At 68.9% G+C, this 19,196-nt stretch carries 19 protein-coding genes and 1 pseudogene; 12 read left to right on the top strand and 8 right to left on the bottom strand.

Annotation, left to right across the window (positions count from 1 at the left end; all coding sequences use genetic code 11):
* Window positions 1-194 precede the first annotated feature (194 nt).
* The 3 genes from Q0C57_RS20810 to Q0C57_RS20800 form a co-directional block, all read right to left on the bottom strand.
* Window positions 195-713: an RES domain-containing protein gene (locus Q0C57_RS20810; RefSeq protein WP_296579771.1), complete on the bottom strand. Its 519-nt coding sequence runs from the start codon at window positions 711-713 to the stop codon at window positions 195-197.
* A gap of 283 nt (window positions 714-996) precedes the next feature.
* Window positions 997-1,419 (bottom strand): antitoxin Xre/MbcA/ParS toxin-binding domain-containing protein, encoded by a 423-nt coding sequence (locus Q0C57_RS20805; protein ID WP_296579773.1) that lies wholly within the window; start codon window positions 1,417-1,419, stop codon window positions 997-999.
* Between the two features lie 406 nt (window positions 1,420-1,825).
* Entirely contained in the window at window positions 1,826-2,032 is a 207-nt protein-coding gene (locus Q0C57_RS20800; RefSeq protein WP_296579770.1) for a hypothetical protein, read from the bottom strand.
* A gap of 175 nt (window positions 2,033-2,207) precedes the next feature.
* Here Q0C57_RS20800 and Q0C57_RS20795 point away from each other — a divergent pair, with 175 nt between their 5' ends.
* Window positions 2,208-3,104, top strand: coding sequence for a DUF2865 domain-containing protein (locus Q0C57_RS20795; RefSeq protein WP_296579767.1), 897 nt, complete (start codon window positions 2,208-2,210; stop codon window positions 3,102-3,104).
* Window positions 3,105-3,238: 134 nt separating this feature from the next.
* On the opposite strand, the gene Q0C57_RS20790 is transcribed toward Q0C57_RS20795, so the two are convergent.
* From Q0C57_RS20790 to Q0C57_RS20780, 3 genes are all read right to left on the bottom strand, one after another.
* Window positions 3,239-4,945 (bottom strand): methyl-accepting chemotaxis protein, encoded by a 1,707-nt coding sequence (locus tag Q0C57_RS20790; protein ID WP_296579765.1) that lies wholly within the window; start codon window positions 4,943-4,945, stop codon window positions 3,239-3,241.
* Between the two features lie 476 nt (window positions 4,946-5,421).
* Window positions 5,422-5,763 carry a hypothetical protein gene (locus Q0C57_RS20785; protein ID WP_296579763.1) on the bottom strand — a complete coding sequence of 114 codons (342 nt, stop codon included), beginning with the start codon at window positions 5,761-5,763 and terminating at the stop codon, window positions 5,422-5,424.
* A gap of 17 nt (window positions 5,764-5,780) precedes the next feature.
* On the bottom strand, window positions 5,781-7,130 hold the full coding sequence (locus Q0C57_RS20780; RefSeq protein WP_296579760.1) for a sulfite oxidase: 1,350 nt from the start codon (window positions 7,128-7,130) through the stop codon (window positions 5,781-5,783).
* Between the two features lie 644 nt (window positions 7,131-7,774).
* On the opposite strand from Q0C57_RS20780, the gene Q0C57_RS20775 reads away from it, so the two are divergent.
* The 6 genes from Q0C57_RS20775 to Q0C57_RS20750 all read left to right on the top strand — a co-directional run bounded on the left by Q0C57_RS20775 (window position 7,775) and on the right by Q0C57_RS20750 (window position 13,908).
* Window positions 7,775-8,758: a tripartite tricarboxylate transporter substrate binding protein gene (locus Q0C57_RS20775; protein ID WP_296579757.1), complete on the top strand. Its 984-nt coding sequence runs from the start codon at window positions 7,775-7,777 to the stop codon at window positions 8,756-8,758.
* A 169-nt stretch (window positions 8,759-8,927) separates the two neighbouring features.
* Window positions 8,928-9,905, top strand: coding sequence for a tripartite tricarboxylate transporter substrate binding protein (locus Q0C57_RS20770; RefSeq protein ID WP_296579755.1), 978 nt, complete (start codon window positions 8,928-8,930; stop codon window positions 9,903-9,905).
* Between the two features lie 34 nt (window positions 9,906-9,939).
* Window positions 9,940-10,785 (top strand): aldo/keto reductase, encoded by an 846-nt coding sequence (locus tag Q0C57_RS20765; RefSeq protein ID WP_296579752.1) that lies wholly within the window; start codon window positions 9,940-9,942, stop codon window positions 10,783-10,785.
* A 200-nt stretch (window positions 10,786-10,985) separates the two neighbouring features.
* Window positions 10,986-12,068 carry a TRAP transporter substrate-binding protein gene (locus Q0C57_RS20760; protein WP_296579749.1) on the top strand — a complete coding sequence of 361 codons (1,083 nt, stop codon included), beginning with the start codon at window positions 10,986-10,988 and terminating at the stop codon, window positions 12,066-12,068.
* Window positions 12,065-12,565, top strand: coding sequence for a TRAP transporter small permease subunit (locus Q0C57_RS20755; RefSeq protein WP_296579746.1), 501 nt, complete (start codon window positions 12,065-12,067; stop codon window positions 12,563-12,565). The genes Q0C57_RS20760 and Q0C57_RS20755 overlap by 4 nt, the downstream gene beginning before the upstream one ends.
* A 17-nt stretch (window positions 12,566-12,582) precedes the next feature.
* Complete coding sequence (locus Q0C57_RS20750; RefSeq protein WP_296579743.1) at window positions 12,583-13,908, top strand: TRAP transporter large permease subunit; 1,326 nt, start codon at window positions 12,583-12,585, stop codon at window positions 13,906-13,908.
* 7 nt (window positions 13,909-13,915) lie between these two features.
* Here Q0C57_RS20750 and yacG read toward each other — a convergent pair whose 3' ends face one another.
* Together yacG and Q0C57_RS20740 are read right to left on the bottom strand one after the other, a co-directional pair.
* Entirely contained in the window at window positions 13,916-14,125 is a 210-nt protein-coding gene (gene yacG / locus Q0C57_RS20745; protein WP_296579739.1) for a DNA gyrase inhibitor YacG, read from the bottom strand.
* Between the two features lie 52 nt (window positions 14,126-14,177).
* Window positions 14,178-14,816 (bottom strand): Maf-like protein, encoded by a 639-nt coding sequence (locus tag Q0C57_RS20740; protein WP_296579738.1) that lies wholly within the window; start codon window positions 14,814-14,816, stop codon window positions 14,178-14,180.
* Window positions 14,817-15,014: 198 nt separating this feature from the next.
* On the opposite strand from Q0C57_RS20740, the gene Q0C57_RS20735 reads away from it, so the two are divergent.
* The 5 genes and pseudogenes from Q0C57_RS20735 to Q0C57_RS20715 form a co-directional block, all read left to right on the top strand.
* Window positions 15,015-16,064 (top strand): MaoC family dehydratase, encoded by a 1,050-nt coding sequence (locus tag Q0C57_RS20735; RefSeq protein ID WP_296579735.1) that lies wholly within the window; start codon window positions 15,015-15,017, stop codon window positions 16,062-16,064.
* Between the two features lie 90 nt (window positions 16,065-16,154).
* Window positions 16,155-16,814, top strand: a complete 660-nt coding sequence (locus Q0C57_RS20730) for a TenA family protein (protein ID WP_296579732.1) — start codon at window positions 16,155-16,157, stop codon at window positions 16,812-16,814.
* A gap of 156 nt (window positions 16,815-16,970) precedes the next feature.
* Window positions 16,971-17,531 carry a sigma-70 family RNA polymerase sigma factor gene (locus Q0C57_RS20725; protein WP_296579729.1) on the top strand — a complete coding sequence of 187 codons (561 nt, stop codon included), beginning with the start codon at window positions 16,971-16,973 and terminating at the stop codon, window positions 17,529-17,531.
* Window positions 17,528-18,226: a hypothetical protein gene (locus tag Q0C57_RS20720; protein ID WP_296579727.1), complete on the top strand. Its 699-nt coding sequence runs from the start codon at window positions 17,528-17,530 to the stop codon at window positions 18,224-18,226. Before Q0C57_RS20725 ends, Q0C57_RS20720 begins: the two co-directional genes overlap by 4 nt.
* A gap of 105 nt (window positions 18,227-18,331) precedes the next feature.
* Window positions 18,332-19,196, top strand: a pseudogene (locus Q0C57_RS20715) (hypothetical protein); the annotation flags it as partial.

The raw sequence follows: 19,196 nt of genomic DNA, 5'->3' as shown, positions 1-19,196 counted from the left end.
GCCCTTCATCCCCCCTCCACCGCTCAAAAATGAACGGCGAAGCTCATGGTCCAAAGGGGTCAAAATTGAACGCCTATCCCCTCGCTCAGGGGGTCAATATTGCGTGCCGATTCACACCCGGGCATGACGGGCGGAGGGTCGGGAGGCAGTCCGGTGAGGGGCGCAAAGGCGGGCCGGCGCCCCTCCGCCCGGCCTCACCCCAACCGCCCCTCCGCATCCCACGCCACCACCCGCTGCTGCTCGCCGCCCCAGCGCCACAGCACGAGGTTCCGCATCCCCTCCGTCGCGCCGGTCGCAAAGCTCGGCACCACCACCCCGGCGACCCCCGCCGCGATGAGCCGCTTCGTGAGCGTCCATGTGGGCGGTGTCAGGCCCTCGGCCCGCTCCAGCATCCAGGCGCAGCCGAGGGCCCCAAGGTCCGTGCCGGCGGCTTGTCGGCCCGCCGCCGTCGTGAGGTCGAGGACGTCAGTGCAGTCCACGTCATAGGTCACCACCGTCAGCGGCGGGAAGCGGTGGGCGAAGCCGTGGGAGACCTCGGCGAACATGCCCTCGATGGTGAGGGCGAGATAGAGCGCCGCCAGGCCCTTCGGGTTGAACCGCCCGCCATGGATCGCCGCGCCCGCCCCGGAAGTCGGCGCGAAGGCCCAGCGCGGGTCGTGGGCGCGATAGGCGAGGCCGCTATAGCGGGTGAGGGGGAGGGGTGGCGGCTTCATGCTCCTGCCTGCACTGCGTCCCGGTTCACAGGCGTTCGCCTCACCGCGTCATGCCCAAGCACCACCCCCACCGCGTCATGCCCGGGCTTGTCCCGGGCATCCACGACTTGAACACCGCAGCAGTAAGAGAAGTCGTGGATGCCCGGGACAAGCCCGGGCATGACGAACTGAGGTTCGGGTGGCCATTGCGGAGAGGCCTCATCCCCGGGACAAGCCCGGGCATGACGGACTGAGGTTCGGGAGCCCTGTCCCGCACGGGCGGCGCCTTGGCCCGCCCCACCCCTCAGGCGAAGCCGCCCGTCGCCACATGGTCGAGCCAGTCCCTGACAGCCGCCGCCTTGCCGTCCTTGACGAGGCTTTCCGCCGTCCGCCCGCCGAAGGCCGGCAGCGGCGCGGCGCGATACCAGGCGAGGGCCTGTTTCTCGCCGCCGGCCCAGTCGCTCACCCGCGCGACGATCTCGATCATCTCGGCGGCGCGCCCCTGCGTCTTCGGCGCCTTCGCCCGCGCGGCGCGGTGGAACGTCTCCGGGCTCACGCCCATCGTGTCGGCGAGCTGCGCCTTGGACACACCGAAGCGGTCGGCCACGCGGTCGATGACGATCAGCCCCTCGGCGTCGAAATAGCCGGCGATGCGGGACGGGCCCCGCCGGACCGCCTCCACGCGCGCCGCCTGGGCCGCAATCCCCTTTCCGGTCCGGGCACTCATGGCATGCCACCTCCAATGACGGGAAAACCTGTCGGAATATATGTCAGAAACCGGCGCGCCACAAGCTGCGCCCCGCGGCCTGAGGCCCGTGGCCAGACCCGCCGTCAACCCTGCCATCCCGCCGCTGTCGGGCAGGGCACGGCCCTCGCGCGCCGACAGGACGCCATCGGCGGGCAGGCCGGTGCCGCCCGGCAGCGGTACGGCCAGGTCGGCCAGAGCAAAATCGGCCAGAGCCAGGTCGGTCAGAGCGAAATCGGCCAGAACCATGGCACCCGCGACGATCAGGGCCAGCAGCGCGACGATGACGGGTCTCATGCGGTCCTCCCCTTCAGCAGGAACCGACCCTGCCAGAAGCGGCAACGCGTGTCAAGCAAGAATTCCTAAATTAGGAAAAAAGATGGATTCCTCACTCCGCCGGCCAGCCGGCGGCGGGGGACGGCCGCGTCGCCACGGCGCAATAGGTCTCGGCCGGTGCGTCCTCGGCCAGGGCCGCGATATCGTCGAGCAGGGCACGGATGGCGCGGCGGGGGTCGCCGTCGAATTCGGCCAGCACGGCCTCGACCTCGGGGTCCTCGGCAGCGGCGGTGCGGATGGCGGTGAGGCTTGGGGCCATGGGATCTCCTCCTCGGGTTTCAGGCACCCTACACAGCCCCTGGCCGTATTTTGTCAGCAGCATGGCAGCAGGCCAGCCCCATAAACCCTAACAACAGGGCGGACTTGCGCCATGGTTGCTGAAAGGTTAAGCAGTGACGCTACGTCAAGTCTTATTCTGCTACCGGTGCCCGTCCATGTTCCGCGTCCTGGGCCTCCTCAGCCTTCTCGTCCTCGCCTTGCTGTCGGTCTCCGACACCGTTGCCGAGGACCGTGACGAATTCTACGCCATTGCCCGCGGCGAGGTCGGCCGCCGGGCCGCCCCGGCGGCCATGGGCTGGTTCGGCCAGCGGCCGGCGCCGTCGGTCCAGCATCTGCCCGCCGACCGGCCGCGCCAGATGAACACCCGGCCGAACCGCCAGGCGGCGGCGCTCAGCGGCACGGACGGCAACTCGCGGGCCTTCTGCGTCCGCTCCTGCGATGGCTATTTCTTCCCCGTCGGCCCGGTCACCGCCGGGGCCGGCCGCAGCGCCCAGGCCGAGGCCTGCAGCGCCATGTGCCCCGGCGCCAGCGTGCGGCTCTATTCATCGCGTAACGGGTCGATCGAGACGGCGCGCAGCGACACCGGCCAGCACTACACCGCCATGGCCAACGCCTTCCGCTTCCGCGAGCGGCTGGTGCCGGGCTGTTCCTGCCAGGCCAGCATCACCCAGGGGCTGGCGCGGCTCAGCTTCGCCCAGGATTTCACCCTGCGCCAGGGCGACGTGGTGGTGACCGAGGCCGGCGTGCGCGTCTTCCGCGGCAGCGGCCGCTTCCCGCACCAGCCGCGCGATTTCGTCACGGCGCGGGCCTATGGCCGGCTCACCGTCGACATGCGCCGGCGCGTCGAGGAGATTGAGACGGCGCGCCTGCCGGAGCGGCTGCTCCTTGCCGGCGTCGCGCCGGCGACCACGTCCAACACCTTCGCCCGCGCCTCGCGCCTTCCCGAACTGCGCGAGATGACGGCGCTGCGCGGCCCCGTCCGGCAGATCGCCATCGAGCGTCCGGCCCCGCCGAAGATGATGCGGGCGCCATTGCCGCCGCGCCGCTCCTGACAGGGCACGACAGTCGCATCCCCATGGGGCGGAATGACGGCACCGCGAGCGATCCGCGGCTGACGGCCCCCTGAAACGGCGAGAGGGCCGTCGCCGGCCCTCTCCCCTTTGCGTCCCTGCCTGGCGGTGGCGGATCAGGCGGCGCGGAACCGCACCAGGAACTGGTCGAGTTCGCTGCGGAGCTGGCCGGCCTGGGTCGACAGCGCCTCCGCCGAGGACAGGACCTGGCTGGCGGCTGCGCCGGTTTCGCCGACGGCGGTCGAGACGCCGGTGATGTTGGCATTGATCTCCGAGGCGCCGGTCGACGCCTGCTGCACGTTGCGGGCGATCTCGCCGGTGGCGGCGGTCTGTTCCTCGACGGCGGCGGCGATCTCGGTGGCGACCGCGTCCATCTGCCGGATCGTCTGGGCGATGGCGTCGATGGCGGCTGCCGACGACGTCGTGGCCTGCTGGATGGCGCCGATCTGCTTGGAGATCTCCGTGGTCGCCTTGGCCGTCTGGTCGGCGAGGCCCTTGACCTCGGCGGCGACGACGGCGAAGCCGCGGCCGGCCTCCCCCGCCCGGGCCGCCTCGATCGTGGCATTGAGGGCGAGCAGATTGGTCTGGGCGGCGACGCCGCTGATCAGTTCGACGATCTCGCCGATCTTCTGCACCTTGGTGGCGAGGTCCTGCACCTGGACGGCCGAGTCATTGGCCCCCTGGACGGCGCTGGCCGACATCTGGGTGGACTGCGCCACCTGCGAGGCGATCTCGCGCACCGAGGCGGCGAGCTCCTCGGTCGCCGAGGCGACCGTCTGCAGGTTGCCGGAACTCTGTTCGGCGGCGGCGGCGACGGCATTGGACTGCGCCCCCGATTCCGAGGCGGAGGCCGACAGCGCGGTGGCCGCGCCCTTCAGCTGGTCGGCGGAGGCCGACACCGACGTGACGACCGAGCCCACCGCCTTCTCGAACTCGCCGGCGAGGCGGTCCAGCAGCGCGCGCTTCTCGCTCTCGGCCCGGGCCTCGGCTTCCTCCTGCTCACGGCGCAGGCGCTCGGCCTCCATGCCGCTGGCCTTGAAGATCTCCGCCGAGCGGGCGATGTCGCCGACCTCGTCCTTGCGCGCGGCGCCGGAGACGGTGATGTCGAAGCGCCCGCGCGCGAGATCCTCGAGCTGGCGCGCGAGGGTGCGGATGGGCGTGGCGATGCCGGTGCGGCCGATGAGCAGGCCGGCGGTCACGCCGATGAGAAGGCTCGCGCCCGCGAGGATCTTCAGCAGGATCGCCATGGAGCTCTCGGTGGCCTGCAGGGCCGTGCGGAAGTTCGCGGCGCGCGCCAGCATGAGGGCGGTGAGGTCCTGCACCTCGCGCCGCGCTTCCATGAAGGTCGGGCGGCCCTCGGTCACCATCCGGGCGAGCGTCCGCTGCTGCTCGTCCGTCGCCGCGCCGCGGATGGCGTTGGCGAATTGCAGCGTCTTCTCCTCAAGCGCGAAGTAGCGGCCGAGAGCGGCTTCCGCTTCGTTGGCCGCCTGGATGACCTCGGGCGCGGAACTGCCGCGAACCTTGGCGAGGTTTTCGGTGATGGCGCGGCGCTGGGCGGCGACGGTCGCACTGTTGTCGCGGATGACGTCCGGAGTCGGATTGATGGCAATCGCCGCCTCGGCGCGCGCGATATAGGACACGGCCGAGGTGATGCGCGAGGAGGCCGTCGCGCGCTCGCCCGCGACGATCCCGCGTTCCGCGTCCGCGGACACGCTGGAGAGCGCGTACATGCCGATGCCGGCGAGGGCCATCGCCAGCACATTCAGTGTCAGGACGAGCGCCATGATCTTTGGCGTGATGCGAATATTGGAAAGAAGCGACAAGGGAGCCTCCATCAGCCGTGATGACCTTGGGATAGAGCGTCATCCTTTCCCGTTCGTTAATTTATCTGGGAGTATCTATTATTTTTGCTGATCATGACGGATTGCGACCGATTCATCGGGAATCAGGGTCGGCACCGATGTCATGGGGCAGGCGGTCCGACCGGTGGGCCCAGAGCCACGCCCATGATCTGCTTGCGCGCCAGCGGCGTGGGCGATCTTCGTCCGGGTGCCGGTGCCATAAGGTCACTGGGGCGATCGCATGCATCCCGTTGGCCAGGGCCCCGATAAGGCTGGTGCCCATCCCTGTACGGGCGGAACCCGGTGTCGTCGGGTGCCTGTCCAGCCGCTTGCCTATCGCCCGGCCTGCGGGCGGAACAGCCGCCCCCGCTCGGCGACCAGCACCATGGCCAGCGCTCCGCGCCCGCCCCAGCCCAACCCTCACCAATGCGTGGGGCGGGGGCGCCGCCGCCTCGCCCTCAGCGCGTCGGCGCGAAGGGGTTGCGCCAGCCGCCCTGGGGCGTGGCGTCCCGCGGGAAGGCTCGGGCCAGATAGTCCACCATCAGCTTGCGGAAGTCCGCGTCCGGGTCGGCCATATTGTGCCGGGTCACCATCTGCGTGACGAGATCGTCCCAGCCTTCCCGGGTCTGCCCGGCGCGGGTGATGATTCCCGTCGCGTGGCAGGCCGTGCACATGTAAAAAGTCTCGTCCCGGCCCTCGCCCGCCGGCCATTGTTCCGGGCTTTCCTCGCGCGGCGTGAAGCCCTGAACCTGCGCGAGCGACGGCGCGGCAGCCCCGGCGCAGAGCGCCAGGGCGAGCATGATCGCTTTCATCGACATCACCCTATCAGCACCGCGACGCGGTGGAACGAATTGGCTTCGTAGCCCTGCGGGTTCCAGTTTGCCGGCGCGTGCGGCTGATAGACGCCGTTCGCACTCTGCGCGCGAACCCAGATTTCGTAATAGCCGTCGGTGGGGAAGGCGATCCGGCCGGACCAGCGCCGCCAGTCATATTTGTTCTTCAGTTCGGCCAGACGCATTGTGCGCCAGGTCTGGCCGAAATTGGTGGAGACATGGACGCGCTGCACGTCCAGTTCCCCTGCCCAGGCCGCGCCGCGAATGTCGAGGGATCGCGTGCCCGCCGGCAGACGAGCGCCGTTGGCGTGGCTGGTCAAAACGCCGCGCACCGGCATGGAATCCATGTCGCGGAAATTCGTCCGGCCGTCGACGTTCGTCCCCGGCACGATGGGAATGGTCGGGACGCGATAGCTCGTGCCGCCCATGCCCGGGCCGTCGTGCGGCGTGGCGCGTACCAGCACGCGGTTGAGCCACTTCGCCGAGAGCGAGCCCGGCCAGCCCGGCACGATCAGGCGCACCGGCCCGCCGTGGATATGCGGGATCGGCTGGCCGTTCATGGCGAAGGCGACGATCGTATGCCGTTCCATCGCCTTGGCGATCGGCATGCCGCGCGAGATGGCGACCTGTCCGGGCGTGCCCGACAGATGCGGATCGAAACCGAAATGGCCGGTGAACAGAGCCGACGACTTCAGGCCTGCCGCCCTCAGGACGTCGCGCAGAGGCACGCCCGTCCACTCGGCGACGCCGATCGCGCCATTGCCCCACTGGTTGCCGCGCGTCGGCGGCTGGAAGAATGACCGGCCGTTGCCGCCGCACTCCATCTGCATGCGATAGGTCACCGCGCGATATCGCGACTTCAACTCGCCCACGGTCAGGCGCAGGGCCTGGTTCACCTCGCCCTCGATCGTGAACGCGTGGGCGTCGGGATTGGCGACCTCGTCCGGGATCTGGCCGTTGTTGCGGACGAAGAACTTCGAGATCGGCGTCGTGGCGTCGTCGAGCATGTGCTCCGGCGTCTCGGCGACAAGCGGGCGGTCCTGAAGCAGGATCAACCCATTGTCCTTGCCCGGAAACTGGAGGACCTGCGGACCGCGCGGCGCGGCGGCCTGCGCCGGCACGGCCGGCGTCTGAGCCATTGCGGCCGGAACCAGGCCGCCCGGCATGGCGGCGGAATAGACGATGGGACCACCGACCGCGGCCCCCATGGCGGCAAGGCCCGCTCCGCCCAGGAAGCCGCGCCGCGTGGCGTCGACCTTGCGGCCGAAGGCGAGCGCGTCGGCCCGTTCGGGGTCGTCGCGATGCAGTTCTTCGATCGAGCGTTCACGATTCATGGCGATCCTCCAACCGCTTTTGCGCTTCAGCTTTCCGCCGAGCGTCATTTATCCGTCGTCCTCCAGATGGACGCCGGTGCGAGGACAACGCTGGCCTGATTTCCGTCTGTTGACAACGGGCCTGATTTCCGCCTGTCGCCAAGATGACCGGGGCGGGTCGCCGATCGGCAAGGCTTTCGGGCGGACCAGTGCGGCTGCGCGGTTTCCATGACAGGACGTTTTTCGTCAACAACGCACACCTTTCCCGATGGTTTCGATTGGACGCGCGACACCCTGACGCGTGACATCGGAACGCACTACGCAGTTGATGTAACAGGCGGCAGCCACAAGCCGGCGATCATGCGCAGGCTGCCGCCGAAGGGATTTCCGGGAGCGGACGCCGTGTCGGGACCCGGTCGATCCACGGCCCGGAAAGATCGGCAAGCGCTGCAAGAGTCCGCCGGCCCTCATACATGTCTCATAGCGGCACTCCTGATCTTGCCGTGATCCAGCATCCCGCGGCGAGGTGGCTTGCAGCCCGCGCCGGCATCCGGCTAGGATTCGCCCACCAACAAGGGCCGCGTGGCATGCCACGCCGGCTTTCGCGCCCGGATCGCCACGGCGTAACCGGTCAAAATACTGAAAAACATGAGGAAATGCCGCTGATGATCACCCGCCGTACGACACTTGCCGGTCTCGCCGGAGTCCTGGCCGCTCCCGCCATTCGCCCCGCCTCCGCCCAGGCGGCCTGGCCGTCACGTCCGGTGCGCATGATCGTGCCCTTTCCGCCCGGCGGCTCCACCGACGTGCTCGCCCGCGTCATCGCGGAAAGCCTGTCGAAGGAACTGGGCCAGACCGTGGTGATCGAGAACCGCCCCGGATCCGCCGGCAATGTCGGCGTCAATGCCGTCGCTCGCGCCGAGCCCGACGGTTACACGATCGGCGTTTCGACCATCGGCCCGCTCTCGGCCCATATCGAGCTGTACCGCAACCTGCCCTTCAACCCGCTGACCGATTTCACCTATATCGCCGACATCTACGAGATTCCGAACGTCCTCGTCGTCAATCCGCAGACGCCGGTGTCGAACGTCCAGGAGTTCATCGCCTGGGTGAAGGCGAAAGGCGCCGGCAAGGCCTCCTATGGCACGCCCGGCCTCGGCACGACGGCCCACCTGTCGACCGAGTTCCTGTCGCGCAAGGTCGGCATGCAGCCGCTCCATGTGCCCTACCGCACGGGCGCCGTCGCCGTTCAGGACCTCATTGCCGGCCGGATCGACTTCATGTTCGACAACCTGCCGACCATTATCGGCCAGATCCAGGGCAGGGCGATCAAGCCACTCGCCGTATCCACGGCCAAGCGCTGGCCCGGCCTGCCCGAGATTCCGACCATGATCGAAGGCGGCGTCGCCGATTTCGACGTCACGTCGTGGTCCGGCATGATCGCCCCGAAGGGCCTGCCCGATGCCATCACCAGGCGTCTGGTCGATGCCCATATCAAGATCGGCCAGGATCCGGCCTTCGTGAAGCGTTTCGAGGAGCTCGGCGCCCTGGCCACGATGAAGGGGCCGGAGGTACTGCAGGCGCGCATGGCGAGGGAAATTCCGCGCTGGGCCGAGGTGGTCCGCGCCGCCGGCGCCAAGGTCGACTGACCCGCGGCCCCCGGCCGGGGCAGGCCGCCTCAACACCAGCTTGCACCATGGCCGGGCCTCGTCCCGGCCATGGTCGTTTGGGAGCCGTGGCCCCTCCCATCCGGCCAAGTTGCGGCGCGACCTGAAATGGCGTTTCATTTCTGAAAGCCTGCCCGGAGGACACCCGCCCATGACGACCGCCAGCCGCCGCACCGTTCTCGCCACCCTCGGGAGCGTCGCGGCCGCCTCGATCCTGCCGGCCCGGGCCCAGGCCTTCCCGTCCAAGCGGGTCACGCTGGTCGTTCCGTTCCCGCCCGGCGGTCCGGTCGACCTGACCGCCCGCCAGATCGGCCAGAAGATCTCGGAATACTGGAACCAGACGGTCATCGTCGAAAACCGGCCCGGCGCCGATGCGGTGATCGGGGCCCAGGCCGTGCAGCGCTCCGATCCGGACGGCCATACTCTGCTGGTCTGCGCCATCCACCACTCGGTCCACCCGAGCCTGAAGGCGAGCCTGCCCTACAATTTCCTCGAGGATTTCGTGCCAGTCAGCGGCGCCGGCATCTTCCCGATCATCGTCTGCGCCCATCCCTCGCTGCCGGTGAACAATGTCGGCGAGCTCGCGGCCTACGCCAAGGCCAATCCGGGCAAGCTAAGCTTTGGCTCGGCCGGCGTCGGCGGCGGCACGCATCTGGCCGGTGAGCTCTTCAAGAGCATGACCGGCACCGACATGCTGCATGTCGCCCACCGCGGCAGCGCCCCGGCCATGAGCAGCCTCCTCGGCAACCACGTGCAGCTGATGTTCTCCGACGGCCCGACCGCCGTGCCCCAGGTCCAGGCCAAGACCGTCAAGGCGCTCGGCATCAGCCCGGCCCGCCTGTCGATCCTGCCGGACATCCCGACCATGCCGGAGGCCGGCCTGCCCGGCTACGAGGCCTATTCCTGGTCCGGCATTGTCGCGCCCAAGGGCACGCCCGCCGATGCCGTGGCTGTCCTCAACACCGCCATGAGCCGGGCCCTCAGGGAACCGGAGACCATCGAGAAATTCGAGCGCTTCGGCGCCCAGCCGGCGCCCCAGACCGCCGCGCAGTTCGGCGCCTTCCTGAAGAACGAAACCGAGAAATGGGCAAAGGTCGTCGCGGCCGCTAACATTCCCAAGCAGCAGTAAGGTCCGGAGCCCGGCTCCCGACGAGGAGCCGTTCATGACCCAGCCCGTACCGACATTGAGCCTGCCGACGGGGGACATGCTGCCCGTCCTCGGCCAGGGCACCTGGACCATCGCCGACCGGCCGGAGCGCCGGGCGACCGCCATCGCAGCGCTCCAGGCCGGCCTCGATGCCGGCACGAGGCTGATCGACACCGCCGAGATGTACGGCGACGGCGCCTCCGAGGAACTGATCGGCGAGGCCATCGCCGGCCGGCGCGACGAGGCCTTTCTGGTTTCCAAGGTCTATCCCCACAATGCTGGCCGCCACAGCGCCGTCGCCGCCTGCGAGGCCTCCTTGCGCCGGCTGAACACCGACCGGCTCGACCTCTACCTCCTGCACTGGCCGGGGAGCATCCCCCTGGCCGAGACCGTGTCGGCTTTCGAACGGCTCAGGGCCGACGGCAAGATCCGCCACTGGGGCGTCTCGAACTTCGACGTCGACGGTCTGGAGGCTCTCCTCGCCGCCGGCGGCCAAGGCGTCGCCGTCAACCAGGTGCTCTACAATTGCGGCCGGCGCGGCATCGAATTCGACCTGATGCCCTGGCAGGCCGCGCGTGGCATTCCCATCATGGCCTATTCGCCGATCGAACAGGGCCGGTTGCCCCGCCATCCCGCGCTCGCCGCCATCGCCGCCCGCCATCAAGGGTGCACGCCGGCGCAGGTGGCGCTCGCCTTCACGCTGCGCAAGGGCGGCGTCGTCGCCATCCCCCAGATGGGCACGCCCGCCCATGTGGCGGAGAACCGCCCCGCCGCCGATCTCGTCCTGACGCCGTCCGACCTCGCCGCCATCGACGCGGCCTTTCCACCGCCGACGCGCCGACGCCCGCTCGAAATGCTCTGAGGCATCGCGGTCGGGTTGCACCGGCGCTTTGCTGAGCATTTGACCAGTGTGCGCAGCGCGTAGTCAGGCGTTCTTCCACGCTGCAAGGAGCGCCTTCTGCAGCAAATGTCTGATATGTGGAACAAAATCGCCGGCGGGGGTGCTGGCACGGGCCTTGCGATCCTGGCGGTGGATATCGTTCCGCCCGTCAGGAGCCCTCGATGCGACGCAGAGACTTCTTCAAGACAGCGACCCTCGCCAGCGCAGCCACGCTTGCCGCGCCCCATGTCGTCACCGCCCAGGCCACCTTCACCTGGCGCATGACCTCGGCCTATGGCCCGCGCGCCGCCTTCTATTCGGTCGGGCCGGGATCGGCGACCGATCTCATCCAGCGCATCCAGACCATGTCGAGCAACCGCCTGCGCATCCAGTTCTTCGGCGCCGGCGAGCTCGTCCCGGCCTTCGAGGGTTTCGACGCCGCCTCCGCCGGCACGGTGGAGATGAACTACGGCAACTCCTATTTCTGGACCGGCAAGAGCTTCGCCGCGCAATATTTTACCGCGGTGCCCTTCGGCCTCAATTTCCAGGGCATGAACGGCTGGCTCTATGACGGCGGCGGCATGGATCTCTGGCGCGAGACCTACGATCGCTTCAACCTCGTGCCCATCCCCTGCGGCAATACCGGCGTGCAGATGACCGGCTGGTTCCGCAAGCCGATCGAATCCATCGCCGACCTGCGCGGCCTGAAAATGCGCATCCCCGGCCTCGCCGGCCGCGTCTACCAGCAGTTCGGCGTCGACGTGCGCCTGCTCCCCGGCGGCGAGATCTTCCCGGCCCTCGAGCGCGGCGTCATCGACGCAGCCGAATTCGTCGGCCCCTTCCTCGACCGCCAGCTCGGACTGCACCGCGTCGCCAAGAACTATTATACGACCGGCTGGCACGAGACGGCGACCGTCTCCGAGGTGGCCATCAACAAGACGGCCTGGAACCGCCTGCCGAACGAGCTCAAGGCCATCGTCGAGAATGCCTGCGCCGCCTGCAATGTCGTCTCCGAGGCCTGGGCCCAGAAGAACAATGCCGAGGCCCTCGACGATCTCGTCACCAACCACCAGGTGGTCGCCCGGCCCCTGCCGGACTCCGTCGTCGACGAGCTGCGCAAGGCCAATGACAAGGTGCTCGAGGCCGGCCTCACGGATCCGCTCGTGAAAAAGGTCCACGACAGCTATTTCGCCTATTACGCCAAATACGCGAAATGGACGGCGCTCTCCGAGGGCGTCTATCACGCCAAGGTGCGCCCCTCGTGAGCCTCGCCGCGCGCATTGCCGGGGGCATCGACCGGGTCGTCGATGCCGCCGGCCTCCTTGCTGCCGCCTGCTGCTGTGCGCTGGTCGTCGTCATGGCGACCAATGTCCTGCTGCGCTACCTGTTCTCCACCGGCTCGGTCTGGGCCCAGGAGCTCGAATGGCACCTGCTGGTGCCGATCTGCCTGCTCGGCATGGCCTATGCCATCCGCCATGGCGAGCATGTCCGGGTCGACATCTTCTTCGCCACCTATCCGGAACGGCTGAAGGTCGCCATCGAGCTTTTCGCCGCCATGCTCGGCATCCTGTTCGGCCTGGTCGTCATCATCCTGTCCTGGCGCTATGTCGGCCAGTCCTGGCGGATCGACGAGGGTTCGGCCAATCCCGGCGGCATTCCCTGGCGCTGGGCCCTCAAGGCCTTCATTCCCCTGGGCTTTGCGATCTTCACCCTGCAGAGCCTCGGCGATGCCCTCCGGGCCGCCGAACGGCTGCGCGCCTGACTGACCGGACCGGTTCCATGCCCCTCAATGAAATGCTCGCCATCGGCATGCTGGTGTCGTTCTTCGTGCTGCTGCTGGCGGGTCTGCCGGTGGCGCTGACGCTGGCGCTGACCGGCTTCGTCTTCGGCTTTCTCGGCTTCGGCGAGATCCTGTTCAACCTGCTGCCGAACCGCATCTTCGGCGTGGTGACGAGCTACACGCTGCTCGCCATTCCCCTCTTCGTCTTCATGGGGGTGATGCTGGAAAAGTCGCGGCTGGCGGAAGACCTCATGGAGGTGGTCGGCCTGATCGCGGGATCGCTCTCGGGCGGCCTCGGCATCGGCATCATCCTCGTCGGCATCGTCATGGGGGCGACGACCGGCATTGTCGGCGCGACGGTGGTCACCCTCGGCCTCCTCACCCTGCCGACCCTGCTGAACCGCGGCTACGACAAGGGCCTCGCCGCCGGCGTCATCTGTGCCTCGGGCACCCTCGGCCAGATCATTCCGCCGAGCCTCATCCTTATCCTGCTCGCCGACATCCTCAACGAGAGCGTCGGCACGCTCTTCGCCGCGGCGCTGCTGCCCGGCCTCCTGCTGTCGGGCATCTATGTCGCCTATATCCTCATCCTCGGAAAGCTCCGCCCCGACATGGTCCCCCCGGTTCCCCAGGCCGAGCGCGACGCGGTTTCGCGCCGCCAGCTCTGGGTGAAGCTCCTGCGCGTCGCCCTGCCGCCGCTCGGGCTCGTGGTCGCGGTTCTCGGCTCGATCATCGGCGGCATCGCGGCCCCGACCGAAGCCGCCTCGATGGGCGCTCTCGGCGCGGTCCTCGTCACGGCGATCGGCGGACGCTTCAGTCTCGCCATGCTCGGCGCCACGGCGCGGTCCACCCTCGTCATCACCGCGCAGATGATGTTCATCCTGATCTGCGCCCAGGTCTTCGCCATCGCCTTCCGCGGCCTCGGCGGCGAGGACCTGGTCAAGGAGATGTTCGCCTTCGTGCCCGGTGGCATCTATGCCGACATCTGGTTCATGCTGCTGATCATCTTCGTGCTCGGCTTCTTCATCGAGTGGATCGAGATCTGCTACATCGCCGTGCCGCTCTTCATGCCCATCCTGCAGGATGGCGGGGCGAACCTCGTCTGGGTGGCGACGCTGATCTGCGTCATGCTGCAGACCTCGTTCCTTACCCCGCCCTTCGGCTGGTCGCTGTTCTATCTGCGCTCGGTGGCGCCGCCGGAGGTGCGGACGGCCGACATGTATCGCGGTGTCATTCCCTTTGTCGGGATGCAGTTTCTCGCCACCGCCATCGTCTTCGTCTTCCCGGTCCTGGCGCTCGGCCTGCCGAGGGCGATCGGCTGGTAGGGCCGCCTCAGTCGCGGCTCTCCTCGTCCTCGCCCTCGTTCTCCACGACGGGAATGGCATAGGCGCCCTTCAGCCAGCGGTTGAGATCGACATCGGCGCAGCGCTTCGAACAGAAGGGCTTGAAGCGCACCAGGGCGGGCTTGCCGCAGATGCGGCAGGCCCTGGGCGGATCGACCAGACGGTCATTGTCGTTCTCGGCGTTCATCGGCTGGGTCATGGCACGGGACGGGGCGGCGAGGGAAGGGCGGTGCTTATCCCCTGGACGCGGCTCAGCCCTTGGCGATCCAGCCGAGGGTGACGGGATAGCCCGTGGCGCCGATCAGGCCGACGGCCTCGGCGAGGGGCAGGCCGACCACATTGGTATAGGACCCGACCAGCGAGACGACGAAGGCCCCCGCAATGCCCTGGATGGCATAGCCGCCGGCCTTGCCGCGCCATTCGCCGGCGCCGAGATAGGCGTCGACCTCGTCCTTCGACAGCCGTTTGAAGCGCACCCGCGTCTCCACCAGCTTGGTCGTCACCCGGCCCGCCTGGTCGACGCGGCAGAGCCCGGTATAGACCCGGTGGGCGCGGCCTGACAGCAGGCGGATGCAGGCGGCGGCCTCCTCGATGGTCTCCGCCTTCGGCAGGATGCGCCGGCCGACGCAGACCACGGTATCGGCGGCAAGGATCACCGCGCCCGCCCATTCCGCGTCGTCGCGGATGCGCCGCGCGGCTTCCGCCGCCTTGTCGCGCGCCAGGCGCATTGCCAGCTTGCGCGGACTCTCGCGCGGCCAGGGCGTCTCGTCGATCTCGGCGGGAACCAGCGTGTCCGGTTCGATGCCGGCCTGCTGCAGCAGCGCGAGCCGGCGCGGCGAGGCCGAGGCGAGGATCAGTTTCGGGCGGCCGGGGACGGATGTGGGAGCCATGGGCGCCTTGTGCGGGACTTGCGCGGGGTGTGGCGTTCGATAGCCCATGCGGCGGGGCTTGTGAACACGGCTTGCCGCGACGGTGTCGTCACTGGCCGCCTCGGTGCAGTCTGGAGCGATGCCCCCACCCCATCCTTTGTCCCGTTGGACTTCGCAGCGCAGCGCGGCATAGATGGTGGCGACAAGGGGAGCCGCGCCATGCCCAAGACCAATCCGGGACGATTCTTCGAGGACTTCCGCCTCGGCGACCGGCTCGTCCACGCCACGCCGCGGACCGTCACCACCGGCGACGCCGCGCTCTACACCGCGCTCTATGGCACCCGTTTCGTCGTCCAGTCGTCGGACGCCTTCGCCAAGCATATCGGCTATCCCAAGAGCCCCGTCGACGACCTCCTCGTCTTCCACATCGTCTTCGGCAAGACCGTTGCCGACGTCTCGCTGAACGCCGTCGCCAATCTCGGCTATGCCGGCTGCCGCTTCCTCTCGCCCGTCTATCCCGGCGATACGCTCTCCACCGTCTCCGAAGTGATCGGCCTCAAGGAGAATTCCAACCGCAAGACCGGCGTCGTCTATGTCCGCTCCGTCGGCACCAACCAGCATGGCGACGAGGTCCTGGACTATGTGCGCTGGGTCATGGTGAGGAAACGCGACGAGGCGGCGCCCGCCCCGCCCGAACATGTGCCGGCCCTGCCGAAGGCGCTCGAGCCGGATCAGCTCGGCGATGCCTGCCCGCTGATCGATCCCGAAGCCTGGGACACGGCGCTCTCCGGTCAGCGCCACCGCCTTTCCGACTATGTCGCGGGCGAGGGCATCGACCATGTCGACGGCATGACGGTGGAGGAGGCCGAGCACATGATGGCGACGCGCCTCTACCAGAACACCGCCAAGGTCCATTTCAACCAGTATACCGAGGGCCAGGGCCGCTTCGGCCGCCGCCTCATCTATGGCGGCCACGTCATCTCCATCGCCCGTGCGCTGTCCTTCAACGGCCTCGCCAACTGCTTCCAGATCGCCGCCATCAATGGCGGCCGCCATGTCGCGCCGCTCTTTGCCGGCGACACCGTCTTCGCCTGGTCGCAGATCCTTGCCGTAGAGGAACTGCCGGGCCGCGACGATGTCGGCGCCCTGCGCATCCGCACCGTCGCCACCAAGGACCGGCCCTGCGCCGAATATCCGCTCAAGGCCGGCGACGATTATGACCCGGCGGTGATCCTCGATCTCGACTACTGGGCGCTGATCCCGCGCTAAAGGGTCAGCCGCCCCGGCCCGCCGGCGGTGACAGGCCGGGCGCGGATGGCCTAGAAGCAGGGCGGAACCCGACCGTGAGGCTTGCTGCACATGGATATCTTCGACCGGCTGAAGGCGGCTGCGGCCGATGACTGGCGCTCCTATGTGGACCATGACTTCGTCCGCCGGCTCGGCGCGGGAACGCTGCCCGAGGCCGCCTTCCGCACCTATCTGGTCCAGGATTATCTGTTCCTGATCCAGTTCGCCCGCGCCTATGCCCTGGCGAGCTACAAGAGCCGCACGCTGGCCGATATCCGCGCCGCCCAGGCCGGGCTCGCCGCCATTCTCGCGGAAACGGACCTCCATGTCCGGCTCTGCGGTCGCTGGGGGCTGACACCCGCCCAGATCGAGGCCGCGCCGGAGCATCAGGCCACGGTCGCCTACACGCGTTTCGTTCTCGATTGCGGCGCTGCGGGCGATCTTCTCGACCTCCATGTCGCCCTGGCGCCCTGCGTCATCGGCTACGCGGAGATCGGACGCACCCTCGCCGCGCAGGACCCGGCGGCTCTGGGCGCCAATCCCTATGGCGAATGGATCGGTGAATATGCCGGCGAGGGCTATCAGGCGGTCGCCGCCGCCGCGCGTCGTCACCTCGACGAACTGGCGGCGCGGGCCATGACGGAGCAGCGCTTTGCCGAACTGGCCGGGCTTTTCGCCAAGGCCTCCCGGCTCGAGGCGGATTTCTGGCAGATGGGCCTCGACGCCCGCTGAGGCCCGCCGGTGTGGCGCGAGGTTGACCTAGCGTCGCGTTTCGTCATGGTACGTGGCGTGCCGATCCCGCATCCCCGACAGATTCTTCCATGGTGCATGAACCTTTTCGCCGGCTGCCGCGACTGATGCTGCGAGCCCACCGGCTCGGGAGTGACGATGCAGTCTGACAGCGACCAGGATCTCATCCTCCGGGTTGCCAAGGGCGATCGTCTCGCCTTCCGGACCCTCTATGCCCGTCACAATGTCCGCGTGTTCCGGTTCATCCTCCGGTTCATCAAGGACGAGGGACAGGCCGAGGATCTGATCGGCGAAGTCTTCCTGGACGTGTGGCGGCAGGCCGACAGGTTCGAGGGGCGATCAAGCGTCTCGACCTGGATCCTCGGAATGGCCCGTTTCAAGGCGTTGTCCTCGCTGAGGAAGACGACGGAAGCGGAACTGGACGACGATCAGGCCGCCGCCATCGCGGACGATGCGGACACGCCCGAGACGGTGTCTCAGAAACTGGACAAGGCAAAGGCCATTCGCCGCTGCATCGACCAGCTTTCGCCCGAGCACCGGGAAATCGTCGATCTGGTCTACTATCAGGAGAAATCGATCTCCGAAGTGGCCGAGATCGTCGGAATACCGGAGAACACCGTCAAGACGCGCATGTTCTATGCGCGCAAGAGACTTCAGGAGCTCATGCAGAGCGCCGGGGTCGATCGAGGTTGGCCATGACGACGCGCAGCTCCCTAGAGATGTCAGAGCGCCGGGCGGTTTCCGAACTGCTGCCCTGGTATGCCGCCGGCACGCTGTCTGCCGCCGACACCGCCCGGGTCGAGGCGGCCCTCGAGGCCGACGCCACCCTGCGCGACGAACTGGAGATCGTCCGGGAGGACCAGGACGCCTCGTTCGCCCTGGCCGAGGCCTCGCCCCGCCCCTCCGCCCGGGTCCTCGACGAGCTGATGAAGCGCGTCGAGGCCGAGCCGGCCAAGCTTTCCCATGTCGCCGCCCGCGCCAGGGCCGGCTTCGCCGACTGGCTCGGCGAGAAGCTCGCGCTTCTCTCGCCCCGCACCCTCGCCTATGCGGCCGGGGCCGCGGCGCTGGCCCTCGTCATCCAGGCCGGCGTCATCGGCTCGTCCTTCATCGCCGGTCCCGCCCAGTTCCAGACGGCGTCCCACAGCCCAGCCCCCACAGCGCCGCGCGCCGAAGGCTCCTATATCCTCGTCGGCTTCGCCGCCGATGCACCGGCCGGCGAGGTGACGCGCCTGCTCGAACAGGTCAAGGGCACGATCGTCGAGGGCCCGCGTCCCGGCGGCTTCTACCGGGTGCGAATCGGCGAGGGGACCATGACCGCGGCCGAACTCGACCGGGTCGTCGTCACGATCCGCGGCCGGACCGGCCTCGTCCGCTTCGTCGGCCCGGCCTCCTGATCCGCCCGCCTTCGCCGCCGCGGCGGCCACCCGCGCCGCCAAACAGAAACAATGCCGGCCTAGCCTGCGCACGCTTTGATGCCATCCGGCCAGGGAGATGCAGCCATGTCCGACGCTGACGGTCGTCCCGCGTTCCTGCGATCGAAGACGGGCCTTGTCGCCGGTTTCCTCGGGATTCTCGCGGCCTCGACCTTCCTCATCACCGCAGACGTGCGCCCGGCCCAGGCGCAGTTCGGTATCTCCATCGGCGGCGGCGGTTTCGGCGGCGGCGGCGGTTTCCGCAGCCGTGGCTCGCGCATGGAGGGACCGGCGCGCGGCGCCATGCAGCGCATGCCCGGCGATCGCGGTGGCCGTTTCATGGATGGCGGCGGCCGTGGCGGTCGCTTTGGCGAGGGTGGCGGCCGTGGCGGTCGCTTCACGGACCAGGGTGGTCGCGGCGGTCGCTTCACGGAAGAGGGTGGTCGCGGCGGTCGTTTCGGCGATGGCCCGATGCGCGGCGAAAGGTTCGATGGCCGGCCGGGTCGCGGCGGTCGCTTCGGTGACGATGCCGGAGCCGGCAATCGTCGCCCCGGGCGTGAAGCCGCCCGCGGACGCTATGGCGACGATGTGGGTCGGAATGACGGCCGTCCCGGGCGCCGTCCGCCCTGGGGCCGCCCGGGTGGTCGCCCCGGGGATGTCACCGATGGTCCCTCCGAGACCCGGCCACCTGGCCGTCCGCCCGGCAGCAGGCCTCCAGGCCGCCCTCCGGGCCGCCCTCCCGGCGGCCGCCCGCCGATCATCTATCCCGGCGACGGACCGGTGGTCCGGTTGCCTCCCGGCCGCCGCCCGCCGGTCATCTATCCCGATGACGGTCCCGTCGTCCTGGTCCCGCCCGGGGGCGGCGGCATCCGTCCGCCGGGTGGCCGTCCCCCTGGAGGCCGTCCGCCCGGTGGCCCGCCGCCGCGCGGACCCGGCTTCGGCCCGGCCGCCG

This window comes from Phreatobacter sp. (assembly GCF_022843985.1).
Classification (GTDB): Bacteria; Pseudomonadota; Alphaproteobacteria; order Rhizobiales; family Phreatobacteraceae; genus Phreatobacter.
Note: the sequence above shows the minus strand (reverse complement) of the source record. Positions and strands in the feature narration are given on the sequence as shown.

Excerpts from the sequence above, each read along its gene's own strand:
- Q0C57_RS20720 (WP_296579727.1), top strand. The coding sequence starts at position 17,528 with ATGACGACGCGCAGCTCCCTAGAGATGTCAGAGCGCCGGGCGGTTTCC.
- Q0C57_RS20780 (WP_296579760.1), bottom strand. The coding sequence starts at position 7,130 with ATGAATCGTGAACGCTCGATCGAAGAACTGCATCGCGACGACCCCGAA.
- yacG (WP_296579739.1), bottom strand. The coding sequence starts at position 14,125 with ATGACCCAGCCGATGAACGCCGAGAACGACAATGACCGTCTGGTCGAT.
- Q0C57_RS20795 (WP_296579767.1), top strand. The coding sequence starts at position 2,208 with ATGTTCCGCGTCCTGGGCCTCCTCAGCCTTCTCGTCCTCGCCTTGCTG.
- Q0C57_RS20725 (WP_296579729.1), top strand. The coding sequence starts at position 16,971 with ATGCAGTCTGACAGCGACCAGGATCTCATCCTCCGGGTTGCCAAGGGC.
- Q0C57_RS20730 (WP_296579732.1), top strand. The coding sequence starts at position 16,155 with ATGGATATCTTCGACCGGCTGAAGGCGGCTGCGGCCGATGACTGGCGC.
- Q0C57_RS20735 (WP_296579735.1), top strand. The coding sequence starts at position 15,015 with ATGCCCAAGACCAATCCGGGACGATTCTTCGAGGACTTCCGCCTCGGC.
- Q0C57_RS20740 (WP_296579738.1), bottom strand. The coding sequence starts at position 14,816 with ATGGCTCCCACATCCGTCCCCGGCCGCCCGAAACTGATCCTCGCCTCG.
- Q0C57_RS20765 (WP_296579752.1), top strand. The coding sequence starts at position 9,940 with ATGACCCAGCCCGTACCGACATTGAGCCTGCCGACGGGGGACATGCTG.
- Q0C57_RS20810 (WP_296579771.1), bottom strand. The coding sequence starts at position 713 with ATGAAGCCGCCACCCCTCCCCCTCACCCGCTATAGCGGCCTCGCCTAT.
- Q0C57_RS20785 (WP_296579763.1), bottom strand. The coding sequence starts at position 5,763 with ATGCTCGCCCTGGCGCTCTGCGCCGGGGCTGCCGCGCCGTCGCTCGCG.
- Q0C57_RS20770 (WP_296579755.1), top strand. The coding sequence starts at position 8,928 with ATGACGACCGCCAGCCGCCGCACCGTTCTCGCCACCCTCGGGAGCGTC.
- Q0C57_RS20750 (WP_296579743.1), top strand. The coding sequence starts at position 12,583 with ATGCCCCTCAATGAAATGCTCGCCATCGGCATGCTGGTGTCGTTCTTC.
- Q0C57_RS20800 (WP_296579770.1), bottom strand. The coding sequence starts at position 2,032 with ATGGCCCCAAGCCTCACCGCCATCCGCACCGCCGCTGCCGAGGACCCC.
- Q0C57_RS20760 (WP_296579749.1), top strand. The coding sequence starts at position 10,986 with ATGCGACGCAGAGACTTCTTCAAGACAGCGACCCTCGCCAGCGCAGCC.
- Q0C57_RS20805 (WP_296579773.1), bottom strand. The coding sequence starts at position 1,419 with ATGAGTGCCCGGACCGGAAAGGGGATTGCGGCCCAGGCGGCGCGCGTG.
- Q0C57_RS20775 (WP_296579757.1), top strand. The coding sequence starts at position 7,775 with ATGATCACCCGCCGTACGACACTTGCCGGTCTCGCCGGAGTCCTGGCC.